Raw genomic sequence first — 24,102 nt, forward strand, 5'->3', positions numbered from 1 at the left:
ATATACTAATACTGCCATTTAAATCAACAATTCCGGACAATCATAATACATTTTAAAAAAAATACTTTATATTTGATAGCGTTATTCTAAAAATCGTTTAAAACTCTTTCCTATGGCTATAAATTCAGGTTTTAAAAACAGTGTAAAAGCAAGTATTCTAATGTCGGCCTTGGTATTGGTTGGTTGTGGTTCCGAAGGTGGCGAGGGTTCAACCGGTGCCAACGATTCCATTCCTGTATTGGATTCCATGCCGCATCATACTTCCGAAAATGCATTTTATTCTATTCCTTCGCCTATCCAGCTCGGACAAATGTTGCAACGTGCAGGAGCAACCTATGATAAAAAGGTGTTAAACCCGACCGACAATGCGGCAAAATATTCGAAATTAGATAGCAAAGCACTCAATTTGGGTGTATATGGTGCCGACTTAAGCTACTCAGCCGTGTTTAATCAACCGCAAGAAGTGATGTCGTATTTAACCAGCTCTAAAAAATTAGCCGAAGACTTAGGCATCACCACCAGCTTTTCGGCATCGGTGATGGAGCGCATGGAAAAAAATACCGGTAACCGCGATTCATTATTATACATCATCTCCGAATTGTTCCTTAACTCCAACGAAGCATTAAAAGAAAATGATCAATCCAATATTTCGGTATTGGTATTGGCAGGTGGATTTATTGAAGGTATGTATGTGGGAACACAAGTTGCTAAAACGGTAAAAGACAACAAAGCCATTCATGCCCGCATTGGCGAATTCAGAGGCTCACTCAGCAATTTAATTATGTTGGTAAGCACCGTAAACGGTTCATCCGGATACGATGTGTTGGCCGATTTAAAAAGCATCAAAGCCATTTATGACGAAAGTGCTGTAACCGAAGAAAAACCAACCACAACCGTGGATACTACTAAAAAGGTAATGACCATTGGTGGAAAATCCAATTATACATTATCAAAAGAGCAGATTGAAAAAATTACAGAATTGGTAGCAACCATCAGAGCAAAAATTATTAAACCATAATTGGTAACACCCCACAACATAAACTAACTATTTAACACCAACAATATGGCAACGATTTTAAGAATACTGTTTATAGTATTAATAGTAAATACAGCAAGTTTTGCGCAATGCAATGGTTTTGCAAAAAAGAGTATATCCAAATTAAAACCCTATTTAAACACCCAACAAGTGTTTAGCACGGTTTTGTTAAACGGAGATAAAACACAACTCTCGTCTACCTTTTATTATGGTGACGAATATCGTTTGTTAATCACGGCAGACGATAAGCTTGGAAAAATTCAGTTGAATGTAAAAGATGCACAAGGTGTAATTGTATATTCAACCAAAGCATACGGAACCATTATGTGGGATTTTAATGTGGAGTCGTCACAAGATTTAACATTGGAAGTAGTAACTCCCGAAGCAACAGCAGGATCAACTGAAGATAAAAGCGGTTGTGTTGCAATTGTGATTGGGTTTAAGTAGACCTCACCCCAGCCCTCTCCGAAGGAGAGGGAGTTTGAATTGTAATTTTTTAAACCCTTCTCTTTAAAATGGAGAAGGGTTTTTTATTTTTGGCAGCTCCGTAGGAGCGTTCTATAGTTAAAACAGGATTCGAGTTAAAAACAGAGCTCCATAGGAGCGACCCGTGTTATATTTTTTCAAAGGTGAACGATAACATGATTTCGTTTCTGAATTGGAATTTATATGGAGGATAAGGCATATACCGGATTCTATTGTCAAAAATGAGATCTAAGTATTTAAAGATTTTAACGATTATTCTGTTTCTAAAATCAATGTCGAATTTAGAACGGTTGATTGCATTGGCAAAACAGCGAGAATAATTTTCCCAGCGCACTTTTGATCCGAAACTTTTTCGAATATAAGTTTGTAATCCAATCCCATATTCGGAGGTGATGAGTGTTTTGTTATAGATAATATCATTTTGTTGTTTGTTCGGTTCGAAATCGAGAATAGGGCTGGTTGAAGTCCTTAGGGTAACAAATGTTAAATTTATTCTACTGGTTTTCCAGAATCGAAATGTTGTTCCGTAGCCTAAATCAATATTCATTGGATTTCCGAAGCCCGAAACCCAACGGTTGTAATAATATCCGCTATCGTGATATTGGTTTTCATAGGTTGATAAAAATTGCGAATTGAAATAGAAAGTAAAAATATTTTCAAACTGTTTATTTGTTTTTTTTATAATCTCTGTACTAAAGTCGATGCAATCTGAATTCTTATACCAAACACTATCTACAAACTTCATATAACCCAATTCACCATTGAAACGGATATGGGTTTCTAAAAAATTTCCGATACTATCATAATTAATTGCAGAACGCACTAAAAAAGAATAATTATTGTTCCCATTGTATTTCCAGTTTTTGTAATGTACATAGGATGCTGAGAAATTATTCGAATAGGTTATTGTGTTGGGAAAATTTAGGGACTTCCTTGAAGAGTCCTTAGCATTAAATCCGAAGGTTTTAATCGTAAATAAAATCAGAATGTAGCAAATTTCAATTTTATAATTTCGAAATTTATTCTGCATTCGAATTATTTATTTTTGTTTTTTACTTTTGTTTTTCTTGAATAAACCTTCGCCATGTCTTTTTTATCCAGTTCCCAAAAGTTCATGTAGTCGGTTGTCACTTTTATTGTTTTAATTTTCAAATCATTTTTTTCTTCTAGACTACTCTCCCAACTTTTCATTTTATTGCTATTCACTTTTCCAGTCCATTTAGCCCAATACATTATCAGATAATAATCATAAGAGTTAAATTCATCTTGTTTTAGATCTTGGCCGTCTAGAGTTTTTAATTCCTTCAAGTGTATTTTAAGATTATTTGAAGAGTCAATTTTAATTACATTAGAGGGATTCAAAAAGCTTATTAAGCTATCGTTTTGAGCATTACATTTTTTGTTATCCCGATATAACATTAAGTACCCGTTTTTGTCGTAAAATCGAATTTCAGGAATCCCGATATTGCCATTATTAAATTTATTTAACATTGATGTGTCCTTTAGGGCGTAGCAATTCGTGTCAATTAATTGGTTAGATTTTAGATAGTGTTCTATTTGTTTTTTGTTTTCAACTTTTGGATTTCTAACTCCAAATTGGTATAACATTATTTTTGTGCATCCTGATAGTAAAATAAAGGATGTGAAAACTAAGAAAAGTTGTGGTTTCATAATTTTTGTTTTTATTAAAGAGATACTACAATCATATTGTAGTATCTCTTTTTGTTTTAGATTATTTTTGAAAAACAATTTTATATTGATTACGTGTCTCTACTATTTTATATTTGCCCGATTTTATTGTAAACTGGTTAATGCCAAGTTTACTGCAAACCTCAGCGCTTAATGAATAAGCTGCTGGTACTTCAAATACACCATTAACAAATTGTGCTTCAGACGCACTTATTGTATTTTGACCTTTTACAATTACGAGCTCGAGATTGCCAGTATTGTCATCTATATTTGCAGAAAAACTTTTCATAGTTCCTCCTACAGTGATTTTACAAATGCCTCTGCCAGAACAATCCGTGCCATGCCCAAACTCTATTGACAGTGTAATAATCGGCCCAGCATACGTAACTGTGCTTACTAATAAAATAAATGCTACAATAATTAATTTTTTCATACTTTTTTTAAGGATTTAATTGTTTTTAATAAATATTGATTAATTTCATCCTTGCATTGAAGCTGCAAAGTTTTCTCTGCTAACGGCTCTTCAGAAGAGTGGTCGGCAACTAATGTTTAATTACTTTTTTTGTTTACCTCCTTTCATTATCAGTTAGTGTCAAGCCAACTTGTTAAAAATGAAGAGCCGTTATTTTAGCTCAATTATTCTCTTAATCTATATTTTGATTCGACTAAGCGGGTGCAAATTTAGACGATACAAAATTTTTCCGAATCACGATTTCTCGAAAAATAAGGTTTCGAACCAGGTATAATCTTTTCTAATTATCTGAACATAAGACAGAAGAAACAATTGTAGTTTTTGTCCCGAATAAAATGGTTATAGTTTTGAACACTAAAATGGTGTTAACTAAGTACTTAATCGCGAAAACTAAGTACTTAATATTTGCTTTTTAAAATGTTTTTCTTTATGCAACGGATTGTATCGAGCTCCCCAACCCCTCATCCATCCCCCGTTTCACCTATCTCTTTTTTTCTTATCTTTGTATCAGTTCTTTATAACTTATCAAGAAAGGCGGAGGGACAGACCCTTTGATGCCTTAGCAACCTTCAGTAATGAAACGGTGCTAATTCCTGTCTTGCTTTATTGCAAGAACAGATAAGTCAGAGTATATTTTTGAAATAAATAAAACAAAACAATATAACTCCTCTGACTGAAAAGTGAGAGGAGTTTTTTTATTTAATAAGACTGAGTTTAAACAATGAGGCTAAGATATTTAAATGAACTAGAATCAAGCTCCCCTCTCCTTATACAAGGAGAGGGGCTGGGGGTGAGGTCATGAATACACTAAGTCGTTTTTCAAACCGAGTAGACAACTACATTAAATACCGCCCGGATTATCCGGCTGAGGTAGTTTCTTTTTTAAAACACAAAGGTTTTTTAAAAGAAGGAAGTGTAATTGCCGACATCGGCTCCGGTACCGGTATATCGGCTGAATTGTTTTTGAAACAAGGCTTTTCCGTGATTGGTGTAGAACCCAACAAAGAAATGCGCGAAGCGGGTGAACGATTATTGGAAGGCTACAAAAATTTTAGCAGCGTGAATGGTACCGCTGAAAATACCGGTTTGGAAACTGGAAGCCTGGATTTGATTATAGCCGGACAGGCATTTCACTGGTTTGATAAAGAGAAATGCAAGGAAGAATTTAAAAGAATATTAAAAAAAGAAGGTGTTGTGGTATTGATGTGGAACGATAGAAGAACAGACACCACACAGTTTTTAGAAGCGTATGAAGATTTTATTAAAATGTTTGCAACCGATTATTTACAAGTAAACCATAAGAACATCGATGAAAAAATATTTAACAACTTTTTTGCTCAAGCCGGCTTGCCGAACATGCAGAGTGCTTACCAAATGGAATCATTTTTAAATTATCAATACTTTGATCTGGAAGGATTAAAAGGAAGAATTCTTTCTTCCTCTTATATGCCCGAACCCGGACATACAGATTTTAATTTTATGATGAGCGTTTTGAAAAAAATATTTACGCGCTTTGCCGAAGACGGAAAAGTAACAATTGAATACGATACAAAAATTTATTACGGAAAATTAAATTAACCTTAAAAGAATGTTCTAAACCTCATTGCGAGCGATAGCGAAGCAATCTCATACATTAAATTAACTGAGATTGTTTTACAAGCGGAAACGATTTTACAATGACGAAACGATACAAGACTACTGCTTCAATTATGACTGACATAAAAAAAGAATTAGAAAAAAGAATCCTGGTAATTGATGGTGCAATGGGCACCATGATTCAACAATACAAACTGGAAGAAAAAGATTTCAGAAGCAAACGCTTTGCCGATTGGCCAAAAGATTTGAAAGGGAATAACGATTTACTATCGATTACTCAGCCGCAAATCATTAAAGCCATTCACAAAGAATATTTAAAAGCGGGTGCCGATATTATTGAAACAAACACCTTTAGCGCAACCACCATTGCAATGGCCGATTACGACATGCAAGAACTTGCCTACGAGTTAAATTACGAGTCGGCTAAAATTGCAAAGGAAGCCGTTGCCGAATTTCTCGCTGAAAATGTCACCCTGAGCGGAGTCGAAGGGCAAACTCCGCGTTTTGTGGCTGGTGCATTTGGTCCGACTAACAGAACGTTATCTTTATCTCCCAATGTAAACGATCCCGGATTTCGTGCAACTACATTCGATGAATTGGTCATTGCTTATTCCGAACAAGCACGTGGATTAATTGAAGGGGGTGCTGATTTATTATTGGTAGAAACTATTTTTGATACCCTCAATGCAAAAGCTGCTTTGTTTGCCATTCAAAATGTGTGCAAAGAAAAAAATATCAAGATGCCCGTGATGGTATCGGGCACCATTACCGATGCAAGTGGAAGAACCCTTTCCGGACAAACCACCGAAGCATTTTTAAATTCCATTTCGCATGTTGATTTATTAAGTGTTGGTTTAAATTGTGCCTTGGGTGCAAAAGACATGCGTCCGTATTTGGAAGAACTTTCTGATAAAGCGCCCTTCTTTGTGAGTGCTTATCCGAATGCCGGTTTACCAAATCAGTTTGGTGAATACGATCAGGATGCGCATGAAATGGGACACCAAATCGAGGATTTTTTACGTGCCGGATTTTTAAATATTGTGGGTGGCTGCTGCGGAACAACGCCAGCTCATATCAAACGCATTGCTGAATTAGCAAAGGAATCGAAGCCGCGTAAAAAACCGGTTGCCGATAGCTTAATGCATTTAAGTGGATTGGAACCTTTAACACTCCGACCGGAAAGTAATTTCTTAAATGTGGGTGAACGTACCAATGTTACCGGCTCTAAAAAATTCTTGCGTTTAATCAACGAAGGAAATTACGAAGAGGCGTTGTCCATTGCCAAAGACCAAGTAGATGGCGGTGCACAAGTGATTGACGTAAACATGGATGAAGGGATGTTGGACAGTGAAGCAGCCATGACCAAATTTTTAAATCTCATTGCATCGGAACCGGATATCTCCAAAGTGCCCATCATGATCGACTCTTCGAAATGGAGTGTGATTGAAGCGGGATTAAAATGTGTGCAAGGAAAAGCAATTGTAAATTCCATTTCCTTAAAAGAAGGAGAAGAGAAATTTATTGAACATGCCAACAAAATAAAACAATACGGTGCTGCTGTTATTGTTATGGCGTTTGATGAAGTAGGACAAGCGGATACCTTACAACGCAGGATAGACATTTGTAAACGCGCTTATGATGTGCTTGTAAATAAAGTGCATTTTCCTCCTCAGGATATTATTTTCGATCCGAATATTTTTCCGGTTGCAACAGGAATGGAAGAGCATCGCTTGAATGCACTCGACTTTTTTAACGCAACAAAATGGATCAAAGAAAATTTACCGCATGCAAAAGTAAGTGGTGGAGTAAGTAATGTTTCGTTTTCGTTCCGCGGAAACGACCATGTGCGTGAAGCCATTCACTCTGCCTTTTTGTACCATGCCGTAAAAAACGGAATGGACATGGGAATTGTAAACCCAGCACAGTTAGTGGTGTATGATGATATTGATAAAACATTATTGGAATTAGTAGAAGATGTTTTATTAAACAGACGGGATGATGCAACCGAGCGATTGGTAGAACATGCCGAATCGTTAAAAGGGGTTACACGAGAAAAAACAGAAAAGGATGAAGCCTGGAGAAAAGGAACAGTAGAAGAACGTTTGAGCTACGCCTTGGTAAAAGGATTGGTGGAATACATTGATGTGGATACCGAAGAAGCGCGTTTGAAACTTGGTCGACCATTGCATGTAATTGAAGGTCCGCTTATGGATGGAATGAATGTAGTGGGTGATTTATTTGGTAGCGGAAAAATGTTTTTACCGCAAGTAGTAAAGAGTGCACGCGTAATGAAAAAGGCGGTGGCCTACTTAGAACCATATTTGCAAGCTGAAAAAGATGCAAATAAATTAGCAGGAATTGTGGGCGATGGAAGAACGAATGCCGGAAAAATATTGATGGCAACGGTGAAAGGTGATGTTCACGACATCGGAAAAAATATTGTGGGTGTAGTATTGGCCTGCAACAACTATGAGATTATCGATTTGGGAGTAATGGTTTCTGCAGATAAAATTCTGGAAGAAGCAAAAAAGAATGAAGTGGATATTATCGGCTTAAGCGGATTGATTACTCCATCTTTAGATGAAATGGTGCACGTAGCAAAAGAGATGGAACGTTTAGGTTTTACGATGCCCTTAATGATTGGTGGTGCAACAACTTCTAAAGTACATACTGCAGTAAAAATTGCGCAGAATTATTCCGGTCCGGTTATTCATGTGAATGATGCAAGTAAATCTGTTCCAGTTGCCAGCAGTTTAATTTCGGATGAATTGCGCGATGCGTTTATGGTGGAAGTTACCAAAGATTATGATCGTGTGCGTGAACAGAATAAAAATGCTCAGTCCCAAAATAAATTTATTTCCATTGCAGAAGCACGTGAAAATAAATTTCCAATCGACTGGACCAAACAAGAAATTGCAAAGCCGACTTTTATAGGAAATAAAGTTTTTACAGATTATTCTATTGCCGAAATAGCGGAATACATCGATTGGACACCCTTCTTCATCTCTTGGGAAATGAAAGGATCGTATCCGAAAATTTTAAAAGATCCAACACGCGGTGAAGAAGCACGTAAATTATTTGACGATGCTCAAACCATGTTGAAAAAAATCATTGACGAAAAATGGTTGCGTGCAAATGCGGTAGTAGGAATTTATCCTGCGAATAGTAAAGGGGATGACATTTACCTCTCCCCATCCCTCTCCACAGGAGAGGGGGGTGTGGTGTTTCATACATTACGCCAACAAACGAAGAAGCCAGCTGGACAATATAATGTCGCTTTGTCCGACTTTATAAAACCGTTTCCTAATTCTTCCCACAGTGGTGATTTTAAAAGTTCTGATTTAAATACGACAAATAAACTAGATTGGCATTTAAATATTGAAAATGCAAAAGAGCATCGTTCTAATCAAACGGAGGCTGAAAAAATTGTGTGGGAACATTTAAGAGCAAAACAGACGAATTATAAATTCAGAAGACAGCATCTGATTGATAAGTATATTGTTGATTTTGTTTGCCTTGATAAAATGTTGGTTGTTGAAATTGATGGGAAATATCATGAACAAATTAAAGAACAAGATGATTTAAGAACTTCAGTTCTCGAATCTTTAGGTTTTAGAGTTATTCGTTTTACCAATGAAGAGGTTATTTCGGATATCGATTCTGTAATTAGAAAAATTAAAGAATCATGTGAAGTAGTATCTGCCCTCTCCCCTGAGGGGAGAGTTGGAGAGGGGTCTGACTACATAGGAGCCTTCGCCCTAACCACAGGCCTTGGCATTGACGAACACGTAGCACGTTTCGAAAAAGACCACGATGATTATTCTGCCATCATGCTAAAAGCCTTGGCGGATCGTTTGGCGGAAGCCTTTGCTGAGTTGATGCATAAGAAAGTGCGTAAAGAATTATGGGGATATGCAAAAAATGAAAACTTGCAAAACGAAGATCTCATCAAAGAAGAATATGCAGGTATTCGTCCGGCTCCCGGGTATCCCGCACAACCCGACCATACCGAAAAACCAACCATTTGGAAGTTGTTGGATGTTGAAAAAAATACCGGAATGATTTTAACGGAAAGCATGGCTATGGTTCCAACCGCTGCGGTGAGTGGATTGTATTTCGCCAATCCGAATTCACATTATTTCGGAATCGGAAAAATTTCAAAAGACCAAGTGGAAGAGTATGCCACCCGCAAAGGAATGAGTTTGGATAAAGCAGAACGTTGGTTAGGCCCGAATTTGGCGTATTAACAAAAATAAAAAATCCCCGCCATGCTACGAAACGGGGATTTTTAATTTCAGATGCTTTTTTTGCACGAGAGCATTCTAAAATTTCTAGTTCGTCAAATTTATTTACATGCTGTTATTTTATTTTCAGCAGTTGCCAGATACATTTGAATTTGTGTGATGCTGTTTAATACGGAATAGTTACTATATCGTTCGATTTTGTCAAATTCAATATCAAAAATAGAATGAGCTAGTGGAATTTTATTTTTTTCATTTATCATTTCTAATGAGTTGTATTTTTCTATTGCTGTTTTCAGGTCTTTCAGAATCAGAATTCCATTCTCAGATATTCCATTTCCATTGTCGTGAAATCCAACTCCTAAGCTACCTTCCAGCATTTCTATATTTCTACTTTCAAAATCTTTAGGAATTGTTTTTTCACCAATAGAATTTTCCAGAATCATACTTTTTATCAGCTCTGATTTAGAATTTATTTCGTTTGCCAATTTATTTGAGCTAGTGTCTAAATTTTTTGAATTGTGTTGAATTTTTTTTAGCAATTCTTCACTTTGAATGTAGTTATACATCTTTATCTGTGTTAGCTTTAAGGCCGGTTTCAAGTTAATCATCGTAAATTGCAATCCGGTAGCACCAATTAGGATAACTGTAGTAACAATGGTGTTAAGCTTTGTGTCTGGATTTCTTATGCCCGTTATAAAATAAACAGGAATAAAAATGAAAGCTGAGATGCATGTTGCTGCAAGCCAAAAGAAGCCATTTGTTGGAGTGGGCCAGTGCATGACAGTAAAGAGAGTAGCCAAGCACAAACAAATTCCGATTAGTGAGCCGAGTCCCAGAATTAATTTATCGCGCTTGCTGCTTTCATCTTTTGTTTTTAAAATGAACATTAATGGAATGAAAATTAATGCAAGGCTCCCAATCCCAAGAACGAGCATCGCGCCTGCACCAGGCCAGTGCATTAATTTAAAAAGAGAACCCAATATTATTGTTGTAACGGAAAAGAATCCCGTTCTTATCATTGCTTTTTTCATGGCGTAATAGTTTTTAAAGGTTAGTAATAGAATGGTTTCTTCTTCAATCTCTTTCAATTCTTTTTTAAAAAATTTAGGAATTGTTTTTTGATAAAAACTGTCGAAATCACCATCGTGATCAAGTTCACATTCAATTACACAACAAATATGATCCAGGAGGTTTAGCTGCAGGTCCTCCATCTCAACACCGCGAATTTTGATATCGTTGAGAATAAAATCAATTTGTTTTTCACTCAATGCGTACATTATCTTACTTGTGGTTTTATGTCAAGTAAAAATCTCATGGTATTCATGTAATCTGCAAATTCATTTACTTTTTCGGTAGCATTTAATTTACCTTTTGGAGTTAGTGTATAATATTTTCTTATACGTTTTCCTATGTTCACTACCTCGGTAGTTACTACTCCGTCTTTTTCCAAAGAATGAAGTGTAGGATAAAGCGCTCCTTCAGTAATCTGAATTTTGTCGCCTGTTAATTCTTTCACCTTTTGAGTGATTTCATATCCGTACATTTTTTCTGTTTCGGATAATAACTTTAAAACTATCGTTTTTAAAGTCCCTTTTATTAGTTCTGATGAATACATAACACAAAGATACATAAGAATATTATGTATCTACAAGCTATGCATTAAAAATAATTGTATATTATTGATAATCAGTTATTTTAATTTTATTTAAAATTCAATATTAGAATAGAATAATAGCTTTCGGGAAAATTTAAGCGTTTAGTTTAGTAAATTTTTTCTTATAAGTACTGCTATTTTAGAATCCTATCGACAATACTTTTTTTATGTTTTATCTGAAAATATTGGAATGATTTTGATAGTGTATTGATCCAAATTTAGCCAATTAATGCCTCTGGTTTTTTCGTAAATTTGTATCATGAGATCTAAAACGAAATACATTTTCTTTTTATTTATTCTTTTGTTTTCTGCGACAACTGTTTTCGCACAAAAAGGAAAATCGAAACCCAAACCTAAATCCGGATACGATTATCAAGGTCCGTATTACGAAGGCCTGGCCAGAGTGAAAACAAAACTAAAATGGGGATTTGTGGATACTACCGGAAACGTTGTAGTGCCTTTGAAATACAATGAAGTAACTAATTTTGATGGTGGAGTTGCTAAAGTAAGAGTGGGAACAAAATGGGGATTAATCGATAACAAAGGAACTGTTCTGCGTAAACCTACCTTCGATGCAATTGGAGAATTTGTGAATGGAGTGGCAAAAGTATTGTTGGAAGGCGAAGAATATTATATGAATAAAGAAGGAATGCGTTGTGATAAAAACGGCAAGCACGTGGTGCAAGGAGATTATTAATTGATGGAGCCGAATTTTGATAGATTACACCAATTACGGAAACTCCTGAAGATTGAGCACGATGAAGATTTTGCGCAATACAAACAACACTTTTCTCGTAACCACATCAATCACCGGAAACAAAACGGTGTGTATGGTATCCCATCGTCATTACCAATACCGAAATAGGACTGGGCGAATACATTGCCATTGATATTGAACGGACCACCAATCACAACGAACCACATCAATTTTCCGGAGGAAAAGTAGCTTCTCTTTTTTCGAACAATACCGATGAATCGGGAACATTAAACGGAACCATTAAAGTATTAGGCCCGAACAAACTTCGCCTTTCCCTCAATGTTGACGAACTTCCCGATTGGTGCGATGATGGAAAGCTCGGCATCAATTTATTGTTTGATGAAACCAGCTATAAAGAAATGGACATTGCTTTGGAAAAAGTAATTTCTGCTTCGCGCAACCGGTTAGCACATTTGCGTGATGTGATGTATGAAATCAAACCACCCGTATTTGATAAGGTGGATGAATCGCTTCACATCACCGGTTTAAATCAATCACAAAATTCAGCTGTGCAAAAAATTCTGGCTGCAAAAGATATTGCCATTATTCATGGTCCTCCCGGAACAGGAAAAACAACAACCTTGGTTCAAGCCATCCGGCAAACATTGTTTACTGAAAAGCAAGTATTGGTCTGCAGTCCGAGTAACACCGCTGTAGATTTACTTACCGAAAAATTACACCGCGAAGGCATTACTGTTTTGCGGTTGGGAAATCCTGCCCGTATTTCGGAAGAGGTATTGATGAATACCTTGGATGCAAAAGTGGCGGCACATGAATCGTATAAAGATTTAAAAAGTTACCGAAAAACAGCCGATGAATATTTTCGGATGGCAGGAAAATACAAACGCACCTTTGGAAAAGAAGAGCGGGAGCAGCGACAATTATTTTACCAGGAAGCACGAAAAATATTACACGATGCTCGTCAGCTAGAAGATTATATCATCAGCGAACAATTTGATAAATCGCAGGTGATTGCGTGCACACCGGTGGTGTCGTCAAGCCGAATGATGCGCGACAAACAATTTACAACAGTCTTTATTGATGAAGCCGCACAAGCCTTAGAGCCCATGTGTTGGATTCCGATTTCCAGAAGCAATCGTGTGATTTTTGCAGGAGATCATTTTCAATTACCTCCAACAGTTAAATCAAAAGCAGCGGAAGCGCAAGGGTTGAAAGAAACGTTGTTTGAGCGGTGTGTAAAAATTGAAAACGTTTCGGTGATGCTGAACACACAATACCGGATGCATGAAAACATCATGAATTTTTCGAACCGAAAATTTTATGAAGGAAATTTAAAAGCGGATATTTCGGTGAAAGAAACCGTTCTAGATACGCAGGATTATTTGTTAAGTACAGCAGTCGATTTTATCGATACCGCAGGTTGCGGGTATACCGAAATCATAAATCCCGAAAGCTTAAGTATTGCCAATCCGGAAGAAGCGCAGTTGCTGATTAAACATTTAAAAATGGTGCTTACGCAACATGCCCTATCTGCCAGAGCGGATTTAAACGAGGTGCTTCCATCAAAAGGGTCGTTGAAACGATTGAGTATCGGAATCATTTCTCCTTACAAAGAGCAGGTGCAATACATCACCGCGCAAATTGGTGCCGATGAGGAGCTGGAACAATATAAATCGGCCATTGCCGTAAAAACGGTCGATGGCTTTCAGGGGCAGGAGCGGGACATTATCTACATCAGTATGGTGCGGAGCAACGACCAGCGGGAGATTGGATTTTTGAGCGATACCCGCAGGATGAATGTGGCGCTGACCCGCGCAAAGAAAAAGTTGGTGGTGATTGGCGATAGTGCCACCATCGGAAATCATCCTTTTTATAAAGATTTTCTGGATTATACCGAATCCATCGGAGCCTATAAATCGGCTTGGGAGTTCATTTCATAAGGGGTTTTGGCCCATTTTTGCCATTCTATCTTATTTCCCGATTTATCCCCCAAATATCAAATTCTATTTTTAAATTTGTACCTCATTCACCGGCTATGACAATGAAGGGAAAATCACTTTTTTTAAGTTTTATTTGTACGCTGTTTGTTGCATCGTTTTCAAATGCACAAACACCTGCTGCAACAAATCAAACCATGACCCTGGAACAATGCATCGAGTATGCATTAAAAAACAATATCCAGATTAAACAAACCGAACTCAATACCGAGTTGTCGCAAATCACCCTTACACAAAGTAAAGCCAATTTATTGCCCTCGCTAAATGCGAATGCATCCCACTCATATAATATTGGTAGAACCATCGATCGTTTTACGAATCAGTTTGCGGATGCACAAGTGCTTTCTCAAAACTTTGGGATCAGCAGCGATATAAATTTGTTTAGCGGTTTTCAAAGCATCAATACCATTCAACAAAATAAATTTGCTTACCTGGCAGGGAAATACGACATCGAGAAAATGAAAAACGATGTGTCGTTAAACATCGCTACTGCTTACTTACAAGTATTGTACAGCATGGAAGCGGTTGACAATGCAAAAAATCAAATGGGCATAACGGCAGCACAAGTGGAACGCACCAAAATATTGGTGGATGCCGGTTCTGCTGCGAAAGGAACATTGTTGGACATTCAATCACAATTAGCATCCGAAGAACTGAACTATACCAATGCACAAAATCAATTGGACATTTCGTATTTGAATTTAGCGCAGCTGTTGAACATGGCTTCTGCTGAAGGATTGGCGATTGTGAAACCTGAATTAAATGTGGGTGGTGATGCCTTGCTAACGGCTACTCCTTCTCAAATTTATAATTCTGCTGTGAGCAATTTACCCGAAATTAAAAGTGCAGAATACAACGTAAAAAGTGCTGAGAAATCAGTAGATGTTGCTTGGGGTGGTTTGAGTCCGCGTTTATCGTTCAGCGCTTCCTACGGTACTGGTTACTCCGGATTGAGTCAGCGTTTTTCTACCTTACCAACGTTTCAAGGATATAGCCCAAATGGAGATATTACTTCTTCCGGTGATACAGTTTATTCACCCTCCTTTTCTACCGGAACGTTTGAGAAAACACCTTTTGCAGATCAGTACAAAGACAACGTAAACAAATCGTTTGGATTCTTTTTAACCGTTCCCATCTTTAACCGTTGGCAAACAAAAACGGCCATCGACAGAGCACGTATCCAAAAAATGAATGCCGATTTAACGGTAGAATCAACAAAGTTGACCATTCAAAAAAATGTGCAGCAAGCCTATGCTGATGCCAATGCAGGATTAAAAAAATACAATGCTTCTTTAAAAGCGATTGAAGCGATGCAAGAATCATTTAAATATACCGAGCAGAAATTTAATGTTGGAATGTTAAATACCAACGATTACAACGATGCAAAAAATAAATTGATAAAAGCACAAAGTGATTTGTTGCAAGCAAAATACGAATACGTTTTTAAAACAAAAGTGCTTGATTTCTATCAAGGCAAACCATTGAAATTTTAATTTAATCTCACCCTCCTTTTCCAAGATGAGGGCAGGGATGAAGTAATAAAACACATATGAAAAAGATAATTTGGATCATCGTTGCAGGATTAGTTTTCTTAATATCCATTATGATGTTAAAAAACTGTTCGAGTAATAAGTCAACCAAAATAGCGGTTGAAAAAGCGACCAAGCGAAATGTTGTGGAAACCGTTTCTGCAAATGGTAAAATTCAGCCCGAGGTTGAAGTGAAAATTAGTTCGGATGTTTCCGGAGAAATTGTGGAGCTGTTTGTAAAAGAAGGCGACCAGGTAAAAAAAGGTGATTTGCTTTGCCGCATCAATCCGTTGATTTATGAATCCAACTCCAGCCGAATGGTAGCAACACTCAATGGAGCAAAAGCGAACTTGTCGAATTCAAAAGCCCGCTTAGAACAAATCAAAGCAGCATTTGTAAATGCCGAAGCATCGTTTAACCGTAACAAAAAATTATTCGACCAAGGTGCCATTTCTCAATCTGATTTTGATGCTGCAAAAGCAGCGTATGAAGGTGCAAAAGCGGATGTTAAAGGAGCAGAAGACAATGTAGACGCATCTGCGTTTAATGTAAAAAGTACTGAAGCATCTTTGAAAGAAGCGAATGATAACCTAGCAAAAACAAATATCTTTTCTCCTGTAAACGGAACCGTTTCAAAACTGAACAAAGAAAAAGGTGAACGTGTTGTTGGAACAGCGCAAATGGAAGGTACAGAGATTATGCGTTTGGCAAACCTAAACGAGATGGAAGTGAGTGTAGAGGTAAATGAGAATGATATTGTGCGTGTTCACAATGGTGATACTTCTTCCATTGAAGTGGATGCTTACTTAGGAAGAAAATTCAAAGGGGTGGTGACTGAAATTGCAAACTCTGCGAATACAACCGGTGTTACTGCAGAACAGGTAACGAACTTCGTTGTTAAAATCAGAATCTTACAGGAGTCGTATATGGATTTGTTAACTGCTAACAACAACATTGCTCCTTTCCGTCCGGGAATGAGTGCAACGGTAGATGTGCAAACCAAGAAAGTGAACAACGTGATTGCAGTGCCTATTCAATCGGTGACAACACGAAACGATAGCACGGAATACAACTTGCAAAACAAAGGAAAAGAAAAAGAAAAAGAGGGTGATGTGGTGGTGACCAGCGACAGCGAGAAAAAACAAAACAACGATGATTTGATTAAAATTCAGGAATGTGTTTTTGTTTACAATGCTGCAGAAGGGAAAGTGAAAATGGTGCCCGTAAAAACAGGTATTCAGGATAATAATTACATCGAAATATTGAGTGGAATAAAAGAAGGAGATGAGATTGTTTCAGCTCCATACAGTGCTATTGCCAAAGAGTTAAAAGATGGTGATGTGGTGAATAAGGTAGATAAGGCGGAATTGTTTTCGGTGACCAAAAAATAAAAATGGCACTCATCCTTCATATAGAAACAGCCACTACTGTTTGCAGTGTTGCGCTGTCGAAAGATGGAGTGCTGCTTTCCTTAAAAGAACAAAACGGAGATTATTCACATGCTGAAAATCTTACGGTGTTTATCGAGGATGTTCTTCAACAAGCAAAAACAACTATTTCTGAAATTGATGCAATTGCTGTTAGCAAAGGTCCGGGTTCCTACACCGGATTACGCATTGGTGTGAGCACTGCAAAGGGTTTGTGTTATTCCTTGGACAAACCATTGATTGCAGTGGATACATTACAGTATATGGCGATGGCTGTAATCAATCGGTTTAATATCGAAACACCGGAAGCATTTTATGTTCCCATGCTTGATGCGCGCAGAATGGAAGTTTATTCTGCAATATTCAGTGCCGGAGGCAAACGGATTAGAGAAACGCAGGCGGAGATTATTGATGAGAATTCATTTCATTCTCTGTTGAAGGAACATCCGGTTGTCTTTTTTGGTGATGGTGCTTTAAAATGTAAATCTGTTTTATCGTATACTTCCAATGCAATGTTTCTTGCAGACATCGTTCCTTCCGCAAAAGACATGATTGCCCTTTCTGAAAAAGCTTTTTCCGAAAAACAATTCGAAGATGTTGCCTATTTTGAACCCTACTACTTGAAAGACTTTGTGGCAGGGAAGAAGAAAGGGGAGTAAGTATTAACTGTCAAAAAATTTAACACAGATTCCGCAGATTTTCACCGAAAATTGGGAATAAGCTATATAACAATATTGTCAGAGTTTTTTCGTTTACTGCTGGGCTAAACTCTTAAAATGAAACAATTACTTCTTTTTTCGCTTCTTTGCTTTTTATTTCATTCCTCATATTCACAAACTTGGCAATGGGCTGATCAACAAGGAGGTTTTAATCCGGATAATGGTAATGCCATTTGTGTGGATAACATAGGAAATTGTTATGCAGTTGGAGGTGTTACAAACTATGCAAAAATTTTCAAATATAATTCTTCAGGAAGTCTTGTTTGGGATTTTGAAGCGTGGGTATTGGGGGGGGGTGCCAAAAGTATTACTTCTGATAATAATGGACATCTATATGTTTCTGGAGATTCTAGTAATCAAGTTAAAATTGTAAAGGTAGATACAAGTGGAAATTTAATATGGAAGGTAAGTGATACTTTGGGCTCCAATACAGGAATTGTATTTGATAATGCTGGATTTATTTATTTATCAGGTTCTGATGATCTAATAACAAAGTATGACACCTCTGGAAATTTAATCTGGGGACGTTATGTAAATGCAGTTGCAAATTCAATTGCTTTAGATCCTTTTGGAAATTTATGTATTACAGGAAATTTTTCTGGGACAGCTATTTTTGGAACAGACACACTTATTGCATCTGGAACGGAAGATATATTTTTGGCAAAGTATGATTCCTCTGGAACATGCTTGTGGGCAAAACGTGCAGGGGGAAATCACGTGTTTGCAGGGCATTCGAAGGATTGTGGATATGGAATCGTAGTTGACCCAATTGGTAATATTTATTTTACAGGGGCATTAATTGGTACAGCAGATTTTGATTCCATTATTATTTCTGGCGTAGGTGGTGGCAACGATATTTTTTTAGCGAAATATAATTCAGGAGGGAATGCCCTTTGGGTTAAACATGCATATGGTGGAGCAGATGAAGAAGGACGCTGTATTGCTATTGATAATCTTGGAAATATTTTAATTGGTGGTTCTTATGTTCCAACTGCAAATTTCGATGGTTTTCTTTTGTCTGGTTGGGGAAATTACGATGCATTCGTAGCTAAATATGATAATGCAGGAACTTTTATTTCTGCATTAGATGCAGGTGAAGCAGCATGGAATGAATTTGTTTATGGAATAGCAGCTGATGATTTAGGAAATGTTTTTGTAACAGGTACTTTTTATGGCACTTCAAATTTTGGTTCAAATGTTCTTTTTAGCGATGGTTTATTCGATATGTTTACAGCAAAAATAGATTATTCCACAGGATTTGAAAGTCACACAGTGCATCAATTTGATATTGTAGTTTACCCTAATCCCGCTTCAGCTAATATTACTATCCAGTTCGAAACGGAAAGCAATGATGATATAGAGTTAAAAATAAAAAATGTTTTAGGTCAATCGATAATTCAGAAAGTACTTTCATCTGGAAAACAAAAACAAGATATAGACATTACTAGTCTTCCCAATGGATTTTATCTTCTGCAATTGAAAAACGGAGAAGCTTTCAGCTCGGTTAAGTTTATAAAGCAGTAGGAAGAGTTGAGTAAAAAACTCAGCGGCTCTCCGCGAAAAATTCTCCGTGTTCTCTGCGGTTTAATAGTACGTCCTTAATAAAAACTATACCCGAACTTCACAATTCCAATCGAGCTATTTTTGTGGTCGCGGTTAATTTTTGATTTTAATAAGTTGTTGGTCTCATCATAGAGATAACTTATTTCGAAGAGCAATGCATCATTCTTAAATTTCTTTTCTTCCAGTAACACGCCATTGCCATCGTATTTATAAACGGTGTATTCTTTTACATCTCCACTTTCATTGCTGGTATACGTTTTTTCAACCAGGTGTCCGTTTGCATCGTATTGATAGCTGTTTTCTTGTTTCATCCAACTTACAATAAACTCATAATTTTCAGAAAGCTTGTTTCCCTTTTCATCGTAATTGATGATTGCCTTTTTAAACTCCCGCCCCTCATCATTCAAACAACGCTTTTTTACTTGTGTCGGAGTCATTTGCACATATTCAAATGTTTCGCTGGATAAAACATTTTGAACGCCCATCTTAAATTCATTTTTATCTTCACTCACATTCGTTTCTCTAAAGTGCATTTCTTTTATAATCTGCCCTTTCTCATTGTATTCATAATAATAGGCATTGTAATACGCACCCATCTGAACTCTTTTGGTAATGATTCTGTTTTGTGTGTCGTAATAGATGTTCGCAAAAATGGTATCGTTGTGGTACTTCGTGATTCTGCGTACTGTAGCGGCTTGAATAATTTTTCCTTTTCTTCTGATTTCAGGCACATCTACCACTTCATTTTCTGCAAAATTTAAAATGGTATAATAATAACGGGTAATTCTTCCGAGGCTGTCAAATTCGTAACCTTGGCTTGCACCTTTATCCACAATCACTTCTCCATCGGGTTTGTCGACCAATACCACATCAATTTTTTTGATTTTATTTTTCTTGATGATTTTAGGATTAAAATTCGCTGGACCAATTCCAATCTCAACAGGAGCAGTGCTGATCAGCTGAGCCATGCCGCTCAGATGAAATATAAGGAGGAGTAGAGTTAGTAATATTCTCATTCAATCTGTTTTATAGCTTCTTCTATTGTCGTTACCGGAGCAGAACAGGTATGGTTTTTACACACATAGATGAGGGTTTCCTCTTTTTTATACCTGTTTAACAATAATGGTAAGGAGCTTTCAGAAGCACTTCCTGCAAATATCCTATTTGGATAGTAATGTTTATTCAGGGTTTTCTTTTTTTCATCAACAGATTTACCAACAATTGCCAATTCGTGAAAAGGGGTTGTGAAATACAGCAGCAACATGGCCCAATTGCTGTACCCTGCTCCGTAATTTTCTATTTCGTCCAATACATTGTTGAGCATTTTGCGACTCTGGTCAATGTATGCGTTATCCCCGAAATGATGCCCCAAAACAAACAAGGACTTGGCAATGCTCGAGTTGGATGCCGGAATCACATTGTCCGACAGTTCCATTTTTCTGCTGATTAATGCTTTGTCGGTATCGGAAGTAAAATAAAACATCCCGGATTTGCTATCCTGAAAATGTTCAATCACATATCCCATTAACTCTTTTGCTTTGTAGAGGTAGTTTTCTTGGTATGAAATTTCATAACAGGAAATGAGCGCTTCGATGGTGAAGGCATAATCTTCCAAAAATCCATTTATTGAATTGTTGGGCAAATGAGACAACCGGCTTCCATCGTATAAACATTTCTCCAGTAGAAACTCCAAGTTTTTCAGAGCAACATCTTTAAAATGATTTTCATCAAAGACGATTGCTGCATCCGCATACGCCTTTATCATCAAGGCATTCCAAGAGGTGATAATTTTGTTGTCTAATCCCGGGTGAATACGCTTTTCTCTTACAGCAAGCAATTGTTCTTTGCAGGTTTGGATGGTTTCTTGTAAGTCGGCTACTGAAACCTTATTGTGCGCTGCAATAGTTGCTTCCTCCTCATTTCTGAGCAAAATATAATTGGAGTGTTCCCAAAAACCTTTTTCATTTACATTGTAATAGTCTGCAAACACAGTCCATTTTTCTTTTAAAATCTCTTGTAATTCGTTTTTTGTCCACACATAATACTTTCCTTCTTCTCCTTCCGAATCCGCATCCAATGCAGCATAAAATCCACCATTTGGAGATGTGAGCTCGCGTTCAATAAACGTTAAGGTTTCATATACAACATCTTTATACAAGGAATTTTTTGTTTTCTGATAGGCTTCGCAATACAAAGTAACTAGTTGCGCATTGTCGTACAGCATCTTTTCAAAATGTGGTACTTTCCAATAATGATCCACCGAGTAGCGCGAAAATCCTCCACCGATTTGATCATAGATGCCACCATACGCCATCTTTTTCAAGGTGAGCTCAATGTGATTTAAAATTTCAGAGTTATTCGTATGGTGCGCATAACGTAGTAAAAACTGGTAATTATTCGGTAAGGGAAATTTGGGCGCTTTGTTAGGACCGCCTTCTATTGTGTCGAAACGAGGAATCCAATTATTGATACTTTTATGTAACGTATCAATGGTAAATGCTGTTTCTTCGGGATTGATTTTTACAAGTTCGGCAAGTTTTACACCTTCTGTTAATTGGATGGCGTATTCAATTGCTTTCTCCGGTTCATGTTTGTAAACATCAGCAAGGTTCAATAAAATGTTCATCCAACTTTGTTTCGGAAAATAGGTGCCGCCATAAATGGGTCTTCCATCGGGTAATGTAAAACAGTTGAGTGGCCAACCTCCTTGCCCGGTCATCAATTGCACCGCCATCATGTAAATTTGATCAATGTCCGGTCGTTCTTCACGGTCTACTTTTATACAAATAAAATAATCGTTCATGAGTTGGGCCACCTGCTCATCTTCAAAGCTTTCGTGTTCCATCACATGGCACCAGTGGCAAGCCGAGTATCCGACACTGATTAAGATCAATTTGTTTTCGGCTTTGGCTTTTTCTAATGTTGCATCATTCCAGGGATACCAGTTTACCGGATTGTGCGCGTGTTGCAGTAAATACGGGCTTGTTTCATGAATCAATGCATTGGTATGTTTGTGTTCGGATGCTTTCATTTTATAAAAATACAAAGTATAATCACGATAATTTTTATTTATCAAGTTTAATTTTTAATTTCATATGTGCCTTACGCTATTTTAAAACAAAAGAATACCTATTTCAGAAATCTTTCGCCCGATGCGCAGGAAATTTTTGTCAACCGACTGTTTAAGTTCATGGAGGACAAAAAATTTATTGGCAGAGAAGGATTGGTAGTTACAGACGAAATTAAAGTATTGATATCCGCTGCTGCCATTCAATTGACCTTTGGATTGAAAGATTTTATGATTTCACATTTGTATGCTATCAATGTTTTCCCACGTGTGTTTTTTTCCAAATATTTAAATGTTAATCTCAAAGGACTAAATACACAAAGTGGTGTGCTGTCTCTGTCGTGGAACGACTTTAAAGAAGGGTATGCCGTGGAAGATGATAAAGTGAATTTAGGATTGCACGAATTGGCGCATGCTTTATACATCGACTTGGATGAGGAAGGAAACTATGACGAACATTTTTCTGCCTATTTCGAACGATGGGAAGATATTGCCATGAAAGATTACTTGGAGCTGAAAGAAAAAAAGGTGGACTTTCTACGCGAATATGGTGGAACAAATATGCACGAGTTTTTTGCCGTATGTGTTGAACATTTTTTTGAAGCACCCAAAGAATTTAAAAAACAGCTTCCACACTTGTATAATTATTTAATGTTGATGTTGAATCAGGATCCGGATAACGTGAAAGGTGATTATCAAGTGAGAGTATATGCCGAGCGTGCTGTGATGCACATGGAAACAGTTAAAGAAGCCGATCATGAAGAATTAAACCAACAAATATTAAATAATTCGAACATTGAAGAACGGTATACATTATTTCAAACCACTATTCAACGGAATGGAATATACATTGCCATGATTTCTACTTTTATTGGTTTGTTCGTTGGTATCCCTTTGCTCATTTGGTTTTGGTCTACTACCGTTATCAGCATTGGCGCAGTTTTTATTTTATTGTTTTTCTGTGGTGCTTTGGGTTTGATTCAATGGAAATATGTAAAACCATATTTGGATATGGAATACCATCAGTTTTCGATGTATGCTTTTTCAGGGTTCGGAATGTGTTTGATTAATTTTTTATTTTGTTTGAATACGTTTATTCCTGTAAAACATACAACAGTTACCTATGAGGTGGTTGCGTTTCAAAATGGTAGTCATGGATTGGAAGTTACTTTATCTGGTGAAGGAAACAGCACTGCTTTGGAGCGAAATGTAATAAACTACATGATTGAACATTTTGATAGATATGAAGATGCAAGACGCGTGGTGGTAAACAAAACGACCGGCTTATTAGGAATGGATAGAGTAGAATCCTGTCAGATTATTAATTAAATCCGCTTAGATTTAGGGGGATGTTTTTTGTCATGTCTACCGGATATTCTTTCTTTACCAACATTTTTCCCACTTTCAAATTTCCTTTTAATCCTACTTTAATACTTCTGCTCATCGCAATAGACAAAAGGTTTGGAAGTTCTCCTGCGCTTAGTTTTGAAAAGTTGGATTTCACATTAAAAGTATATCCTTGTTCGGAGTTGGCTTTTATTTTTACATTTTTCGTGATGCTGGCTTTTCCAACATTCATTCCACTAAAAGTGGCATCCAAATCCGATTTGTAAATTATAAAAGCAACATTGTTCGGATTTTTAATTTTTGCTGTTACATCAATGTCTAATCCTTGTTGCGAAAGTTTATTCACTTTCACACTATCAATCCCCAAAAATGTAACGTCTTGAAAATCGCCACAGGAAGTAAGTGTAAGGAAACATAAAATATATAAAACGTATTTTTTCATTGTATTGATAATGTATTTAAACAAATTTCTCCCCGAAACGTCATTGCGAGTTCTGCTAAAGCGCAGGACCCGCAATGACGTTCTATTGATAAAACGAATTTAAGAACAGTTTATTT

18 protein-coding genes, 1 pseudogene and 1 riboswitch are annotated in these 24,102 nt (G+C 36.9%); of the genes and pseudogenes, 11 read left to right on the plus strand and 8 right to left on the minus strand.

The window, feature by feature from the left end:
* The first annotated feature begins 112 nt into the window (after nt 1–112).
* Nucleotides 113–1,018: a hypothetical protein gene (locus IPP64_01980; protein ID MBL0328203.1), complete on the plus strand. Its 906-nt coding sequence runs from the start codon at nt 113–115 to the stop codon at nt 1,016–1,018.
* A gap of 45 nt (nt 1,019–1,063) precedes the next feature.
* On the plus strand, nt 1,064–1,483 hold the full coding sequence (locus IPP64_01985; protein ID MBL0328204.1) for a hypothetical protein: 420 nt from the start codon (nt 1,064–1,066) through the stop codon (nt 1,481–1,483).
* Between the two features lie 166 nt (nt 1,484–1,649).
* On the opposite strand, the gene IPP64_01990 is transcribed toward IPP64_01985, so the two are convergent.
* The 3 genes from IPP64_01990 to IPP64_02000 all read right to left on the minus strand — a co-directional run bounded on the left by IPP64_01990 (nt 1,650) and on the right by IPP64_02000 (nt 3,644).
* Entirely contained in the window at nt 1,650–2,552 is a 903-nt protein-coding gene (locus IPP64_01990) for a DUF3078 domain-containing protein (GenBank protein ID MBL0328205.1), read from the minus strand.
* A gap of 5 nt (nt 2,553–2,557) precedes the next feature.
* Nucleotides 2,558–3,193, minus strand: a complete 636-nt coding sequence (locus IPP64_01995; protein MBL0328206.1) for a hypothetical protein — start codon at nt 3,191–3,193, stop codon at nt 2,558–2,560.
* Nucleotides 3,194–3,254: 61 nt separating this feature from the next.
* The gene (locus IPP64_02000) at nt 3,255–3,644 is read right to left on the minus strand and encodes a hypothetical protein (protein MBL0328207.1); all 390 of its coding nucleotides are present in this window, start codon (nt 3,642–3,644) and stop codon (nt 3,255–3,257) included.
* A gap of 558 nt (nt 3,645–4,202) precedes the next feature.
* A riboswitch (SAM riboswitch) is annotated at nt 4,203–4,308 on the plus strand.
* A gap of 173 nt (nt 4,309–4,481) precedes the next feature.
* On the opposite strand from IPP64_02000, the gene IPP64_02005 reads away from it, so the two are divergent.
* Nucleotides 4,482–5,261, plus strand: a complete 780-nt coding sequence (locus tag IPP64_02005; GenBank protein MBL0328208.1) for a methyltransferase domain-containing protein — start codon at nt 4,482–4,484, stop codon at nt 5,259–5,261.
* 98 nt (nt 5,262–5,359) lie between these two features.
* Nucleotides 5,360–9,526, plus strand: coding sequence for a methionine synthase (metH, locus tag IPP64_02010; GenBank protein MBL0328209.1), 4,167 nt, complete (start codon nt 5,360–5,362; stop codon nt 9,524–9,526).
* Between the two features lie 98 nt (nt 9,527–9,624).
* Here metH and IPP64_02015 read toward each other — a convergent pair whose 3' ends face one another.
* Together IPP64_02015 and IPP64_02020 are read right to left on the minus strand one after the other, a co-directional pair.
* Nucleotides 9,625–10,800, minus strand: a complete 1,176-nt coding sequence (locus IPP64_02015) for a hypothetical protein (GenBank protein ID MBL0328210.1) — start codon at nt 10,798–10,800, stop codon at nt 9,625–9,627.
* Nucleotides 10,800–11,138, minus strand: coding sequence for a PadR family transcriptional regulator (locus tag IPP64_02020; protein MBL0328211.1), 339 nt, complete (start codon nt 11,136–11,138; stop codon nt 10,800–10,802). The genes IPP64_02015 and IPP64_02020 overlap by 1 nt, the downstream gene beginning before the upstream one ends.
* Before the next feature lie 298 nt (nt 11,139–11,436).
* Here IPP64_02020 and IPP64_02025 point away from each other — a divergent pair, with 298 nt between their 5' ends.
* The 6 genes and pseudogenes from IPP64_02025 to IPP64_02050 all read left to right on the plus strand — a co-directional run bounded on the left by IPP64_02025 (nt 11,437) and on the right by IPP64_02050 (nt 19,091).
* Nucleotides 11,437–11,874, plus strand: coding sequence for a WG repeat-containing protein (locus tag IPP64_02025; protein MBL0328212.1), 438 nt, complete (start codon nt 11,437–11,439; stop codon nt 11,872–11,874).
* Nucleotides 11,875–11,877: 3 nt separating this feature from the next.
* Nucleotides 11,878–13,835 (plus strand): annotated as a pseudogene (locus tag IPP64_02030) (AAA family ATPase).
* Between the two features lie 101 nt (nt 13,836–13,936).
* Entirely contained in the window at nt 13,937–15,385 is a 1,449-nt protein-coding gene (locus IPP64_02035) for a TolC family protein (GenBank protein MBL0328213.1), read from the plus strand.
* Nucleotides 15,386–15,441: 56 nt separating this feature from the next.
* Nucleotides 15,442–16,812, plus strand: coding sequence for an efflux RND transporter periplasmic adaptor subunit (locus IPP64_02040; protein ID MBL0328214.1), 1,371 nt, complete (start codon nt 15,442–15,444; stop codon nt 16,810–16,812).
* A gap of 2 nt (nt 16,813–16,814) precedes the next feature.
* A complete protein-coding gene (gene tsaB / locus IPP64_02045; protein ID MBL0328215.1) occupies nt 16,815–17,507 on the plus strand; it encodes a tRNA (adenosine(37)-N6)-threonylcarbamoyltransferase complex dimerization subunit type 1 TsaB in 693 nt (230 codons plus the stop codon).
* 117 nt (nt 17,508–17,624) lie between these two features.
* The gene (locus tag IPP64_02050; GenBank protein MBL0328216.1) at nt 17,625–19,091 is read left to right on the plus strand and encodes a T9SS type A sorting domain-containing protein; all 1,467 of its coding nucleotides are present in this window, start codon (nt 17,625–17,627) and stop codon (nt 19,089–19,091) included.
* Nucleotides 19,092–19,165: 74 nt separating this feature from the next.
* Here IPP64_02050 and IPP64_02055 read toward each other — a convergent pair whose 3' ends face one another.
* Nucleotides 19,166–20,146 carry a hypothetical protein gene (locus IPP64_02055; GenBank protein ID MBL0328217.1) on the minus strand — a complete coding sequence of 327 codons (981 nt, stop codon included), beginning with the start codon at nt 20,144–20,146 and terminating at the stop codon, nt 19,166–19,168.
* On the minus strand, nt 20,143–22,161 hold the full coding sequence (locus IPP64_02060; protein ID MBL0328218.1) for a thioredoxin domain-containing protein: 2,019 nt from the start codon (nt 22,159–22,161) through the stop codon (nt 20,143–20,145). The genes IPP64_02055 and IPP64_02060 overlap by 4 nt, the downstream gene beginning before the upstream one ends.
* A 66-nt stretch (nt 22,162–22,227) precedes the next feature.
* On the opposite strand from IPP64_02060, the gene IPP64_02065 reads away from it, so the two are divergent.
* On the plus strand, nt 22,228–23,526 hold the full coding sequence (locus tag IPP64_02065) for a zinc-dependent peptidase (GenBank protein MBL0328219.1): 1,299 nt from the start codon (nt 22,228–22,230) through the stop codon (nt 23,524–23,526).
* Here the strand turns inward: IPP64_02065 and IPP64_02070 are convergent.
* Nucleotides 23,519–23,986 (minus strand): LEA type 2 family protein, encoded by a 468-nt coding sequence (locus tag IPP64_02070; protein MBL0328220.1) that lies wholly within the window; start codon nt 23,984–23,986, stop codon nt 23,519–23,521. The two genes, IPP64_02065 and IPP64_02070, sit on opposite strands and share 8 nt — an antisense overlap.
* Nucleotides 23,987–24,102 lie beyond the last annotated feature (116 nt).

The sequence above is a fragment of the Bacteroidota bacterium genome (assembly GCA_016722565.1).
In the GTDB taxonomy this organism is placed as follows: Bacteria; Bacteroidota; Bacteroidia; order 2-12-FULL-35-15; family 2-12-FULL-35-15; genus 2-12-FULL-35-15.

Bases quoted from the DNA above. Each gene is read 5' to 3' on its own strand.
- IPP64_02040 (MBL0328214.1), top strand. From the start codon at position 15,442: ATGAAAAAGATAATTTGGATCATCGTTGCAGGATTAGTTTTCTTAATA.
- IPP64_02060 (MBL0328218.1), bottom strand. From the start codon at position 22,161: ATGAAAGCATCCGAACACAAACATACCAATGCATTGATTCATGAAACA.
- IPP64_02000 (MBL0328207.1), bottom strand. From the start codon at position 3,644: ATGAAAAAATTAATTATTGTAGCATTTATTTTATTAGTAAGCACAGTT.
- IPP64_02035 (MBL0328213.1), top strand. From the start codon at position 13,937: ATGAAGGGAAAATCACTTTTTTTAAGTTTTATTTGTACGCTGTTTGTT.
- IPP64_01990 (MBL0328205.1), bottom strand. From the start codon at position 2,552: ATGCAGAATAAATTTCGAAATTATAAAATTGAAATTTGCTACATTCTG.
- IPP64_01980 (MBL0328203.1), top strand. From the start codon at position 113: ATGGCTATAAATTCAGGTTTTAAAAACAGTGTAAAAGCAAGTATTCTA.
- metH (MBL0328209.1), top strand. From the start codon at position 5,360: ATGACGAAACGATACAAGACTACTGCTTCAATTATGACTGACATAAAA.
- IPP64_02005 (MBL0328208.1), top strand. From the start codon at position 4,482: ATGAATACACTAAGTCGTTTTTCAAACCGAGTAGACAACTACATTAAA.
- tsaB (MBL0328215.1), top strand. From the start codon at position 16,815: ATGGCACTCATCCTTCATATAGAAACAGCCACTACTGTTTGCAGTGTT.
- IPP64_02055 (MBL0328217.1), bottom strand. From the start codon at position 20,146: ATGAGAATATTACTAACTCTACTCCTCCTTATATTTCATCTGAGCGGC.
- IPP64_02020 (MBL0328211.1), bottom strand. From the start codon at position 11,138: ATGTATTCATCAGAACTAATAAAAGGGACTTTAAAAACGATAGTTTTA.
- IPP64_02015 (MBL0328210.1), bottom strand. From the start codon at position 10,800: ATGTACGCATTGAGTGAAAAACAAATTGATTTTATTCTCAACGATATC.
- IPP64_02050 (MBL0328216.1), top strand. From the start codon at position 17,625: ATGAAACAATTACTTCTTTTTTCGCTTCTTTGCTTTTTATTTCATTCC.
- IPP64_02025 (MBL0328212.1), top strand. From the start codon at position 11,437: ATGAGATCTAAAACGAAATACATTTTCTTTTTATTTATTCTTTTGTTT.
- IPP64_02070 (MBL0328220.1), bottom strand. From the start codon at position 23,986: ATGAAAAAATACGTTTTATATATTTTATGTTTCCTTACACTTACTTCC.
- IPP64_01995 (MBL0328206.1), bottom strand. From the start codon at position 3,193: ATGAAACCACAACTTTTCTTAGTTTTCACATCCTTTATTTTACTATCA.
- IPP64_01985 (MBL0328204.1), top strand. From the start codon at position 1,064: ATGGCAACGATTTTAAGAATACTGTTTATAGTATTAATAGTAAATACA.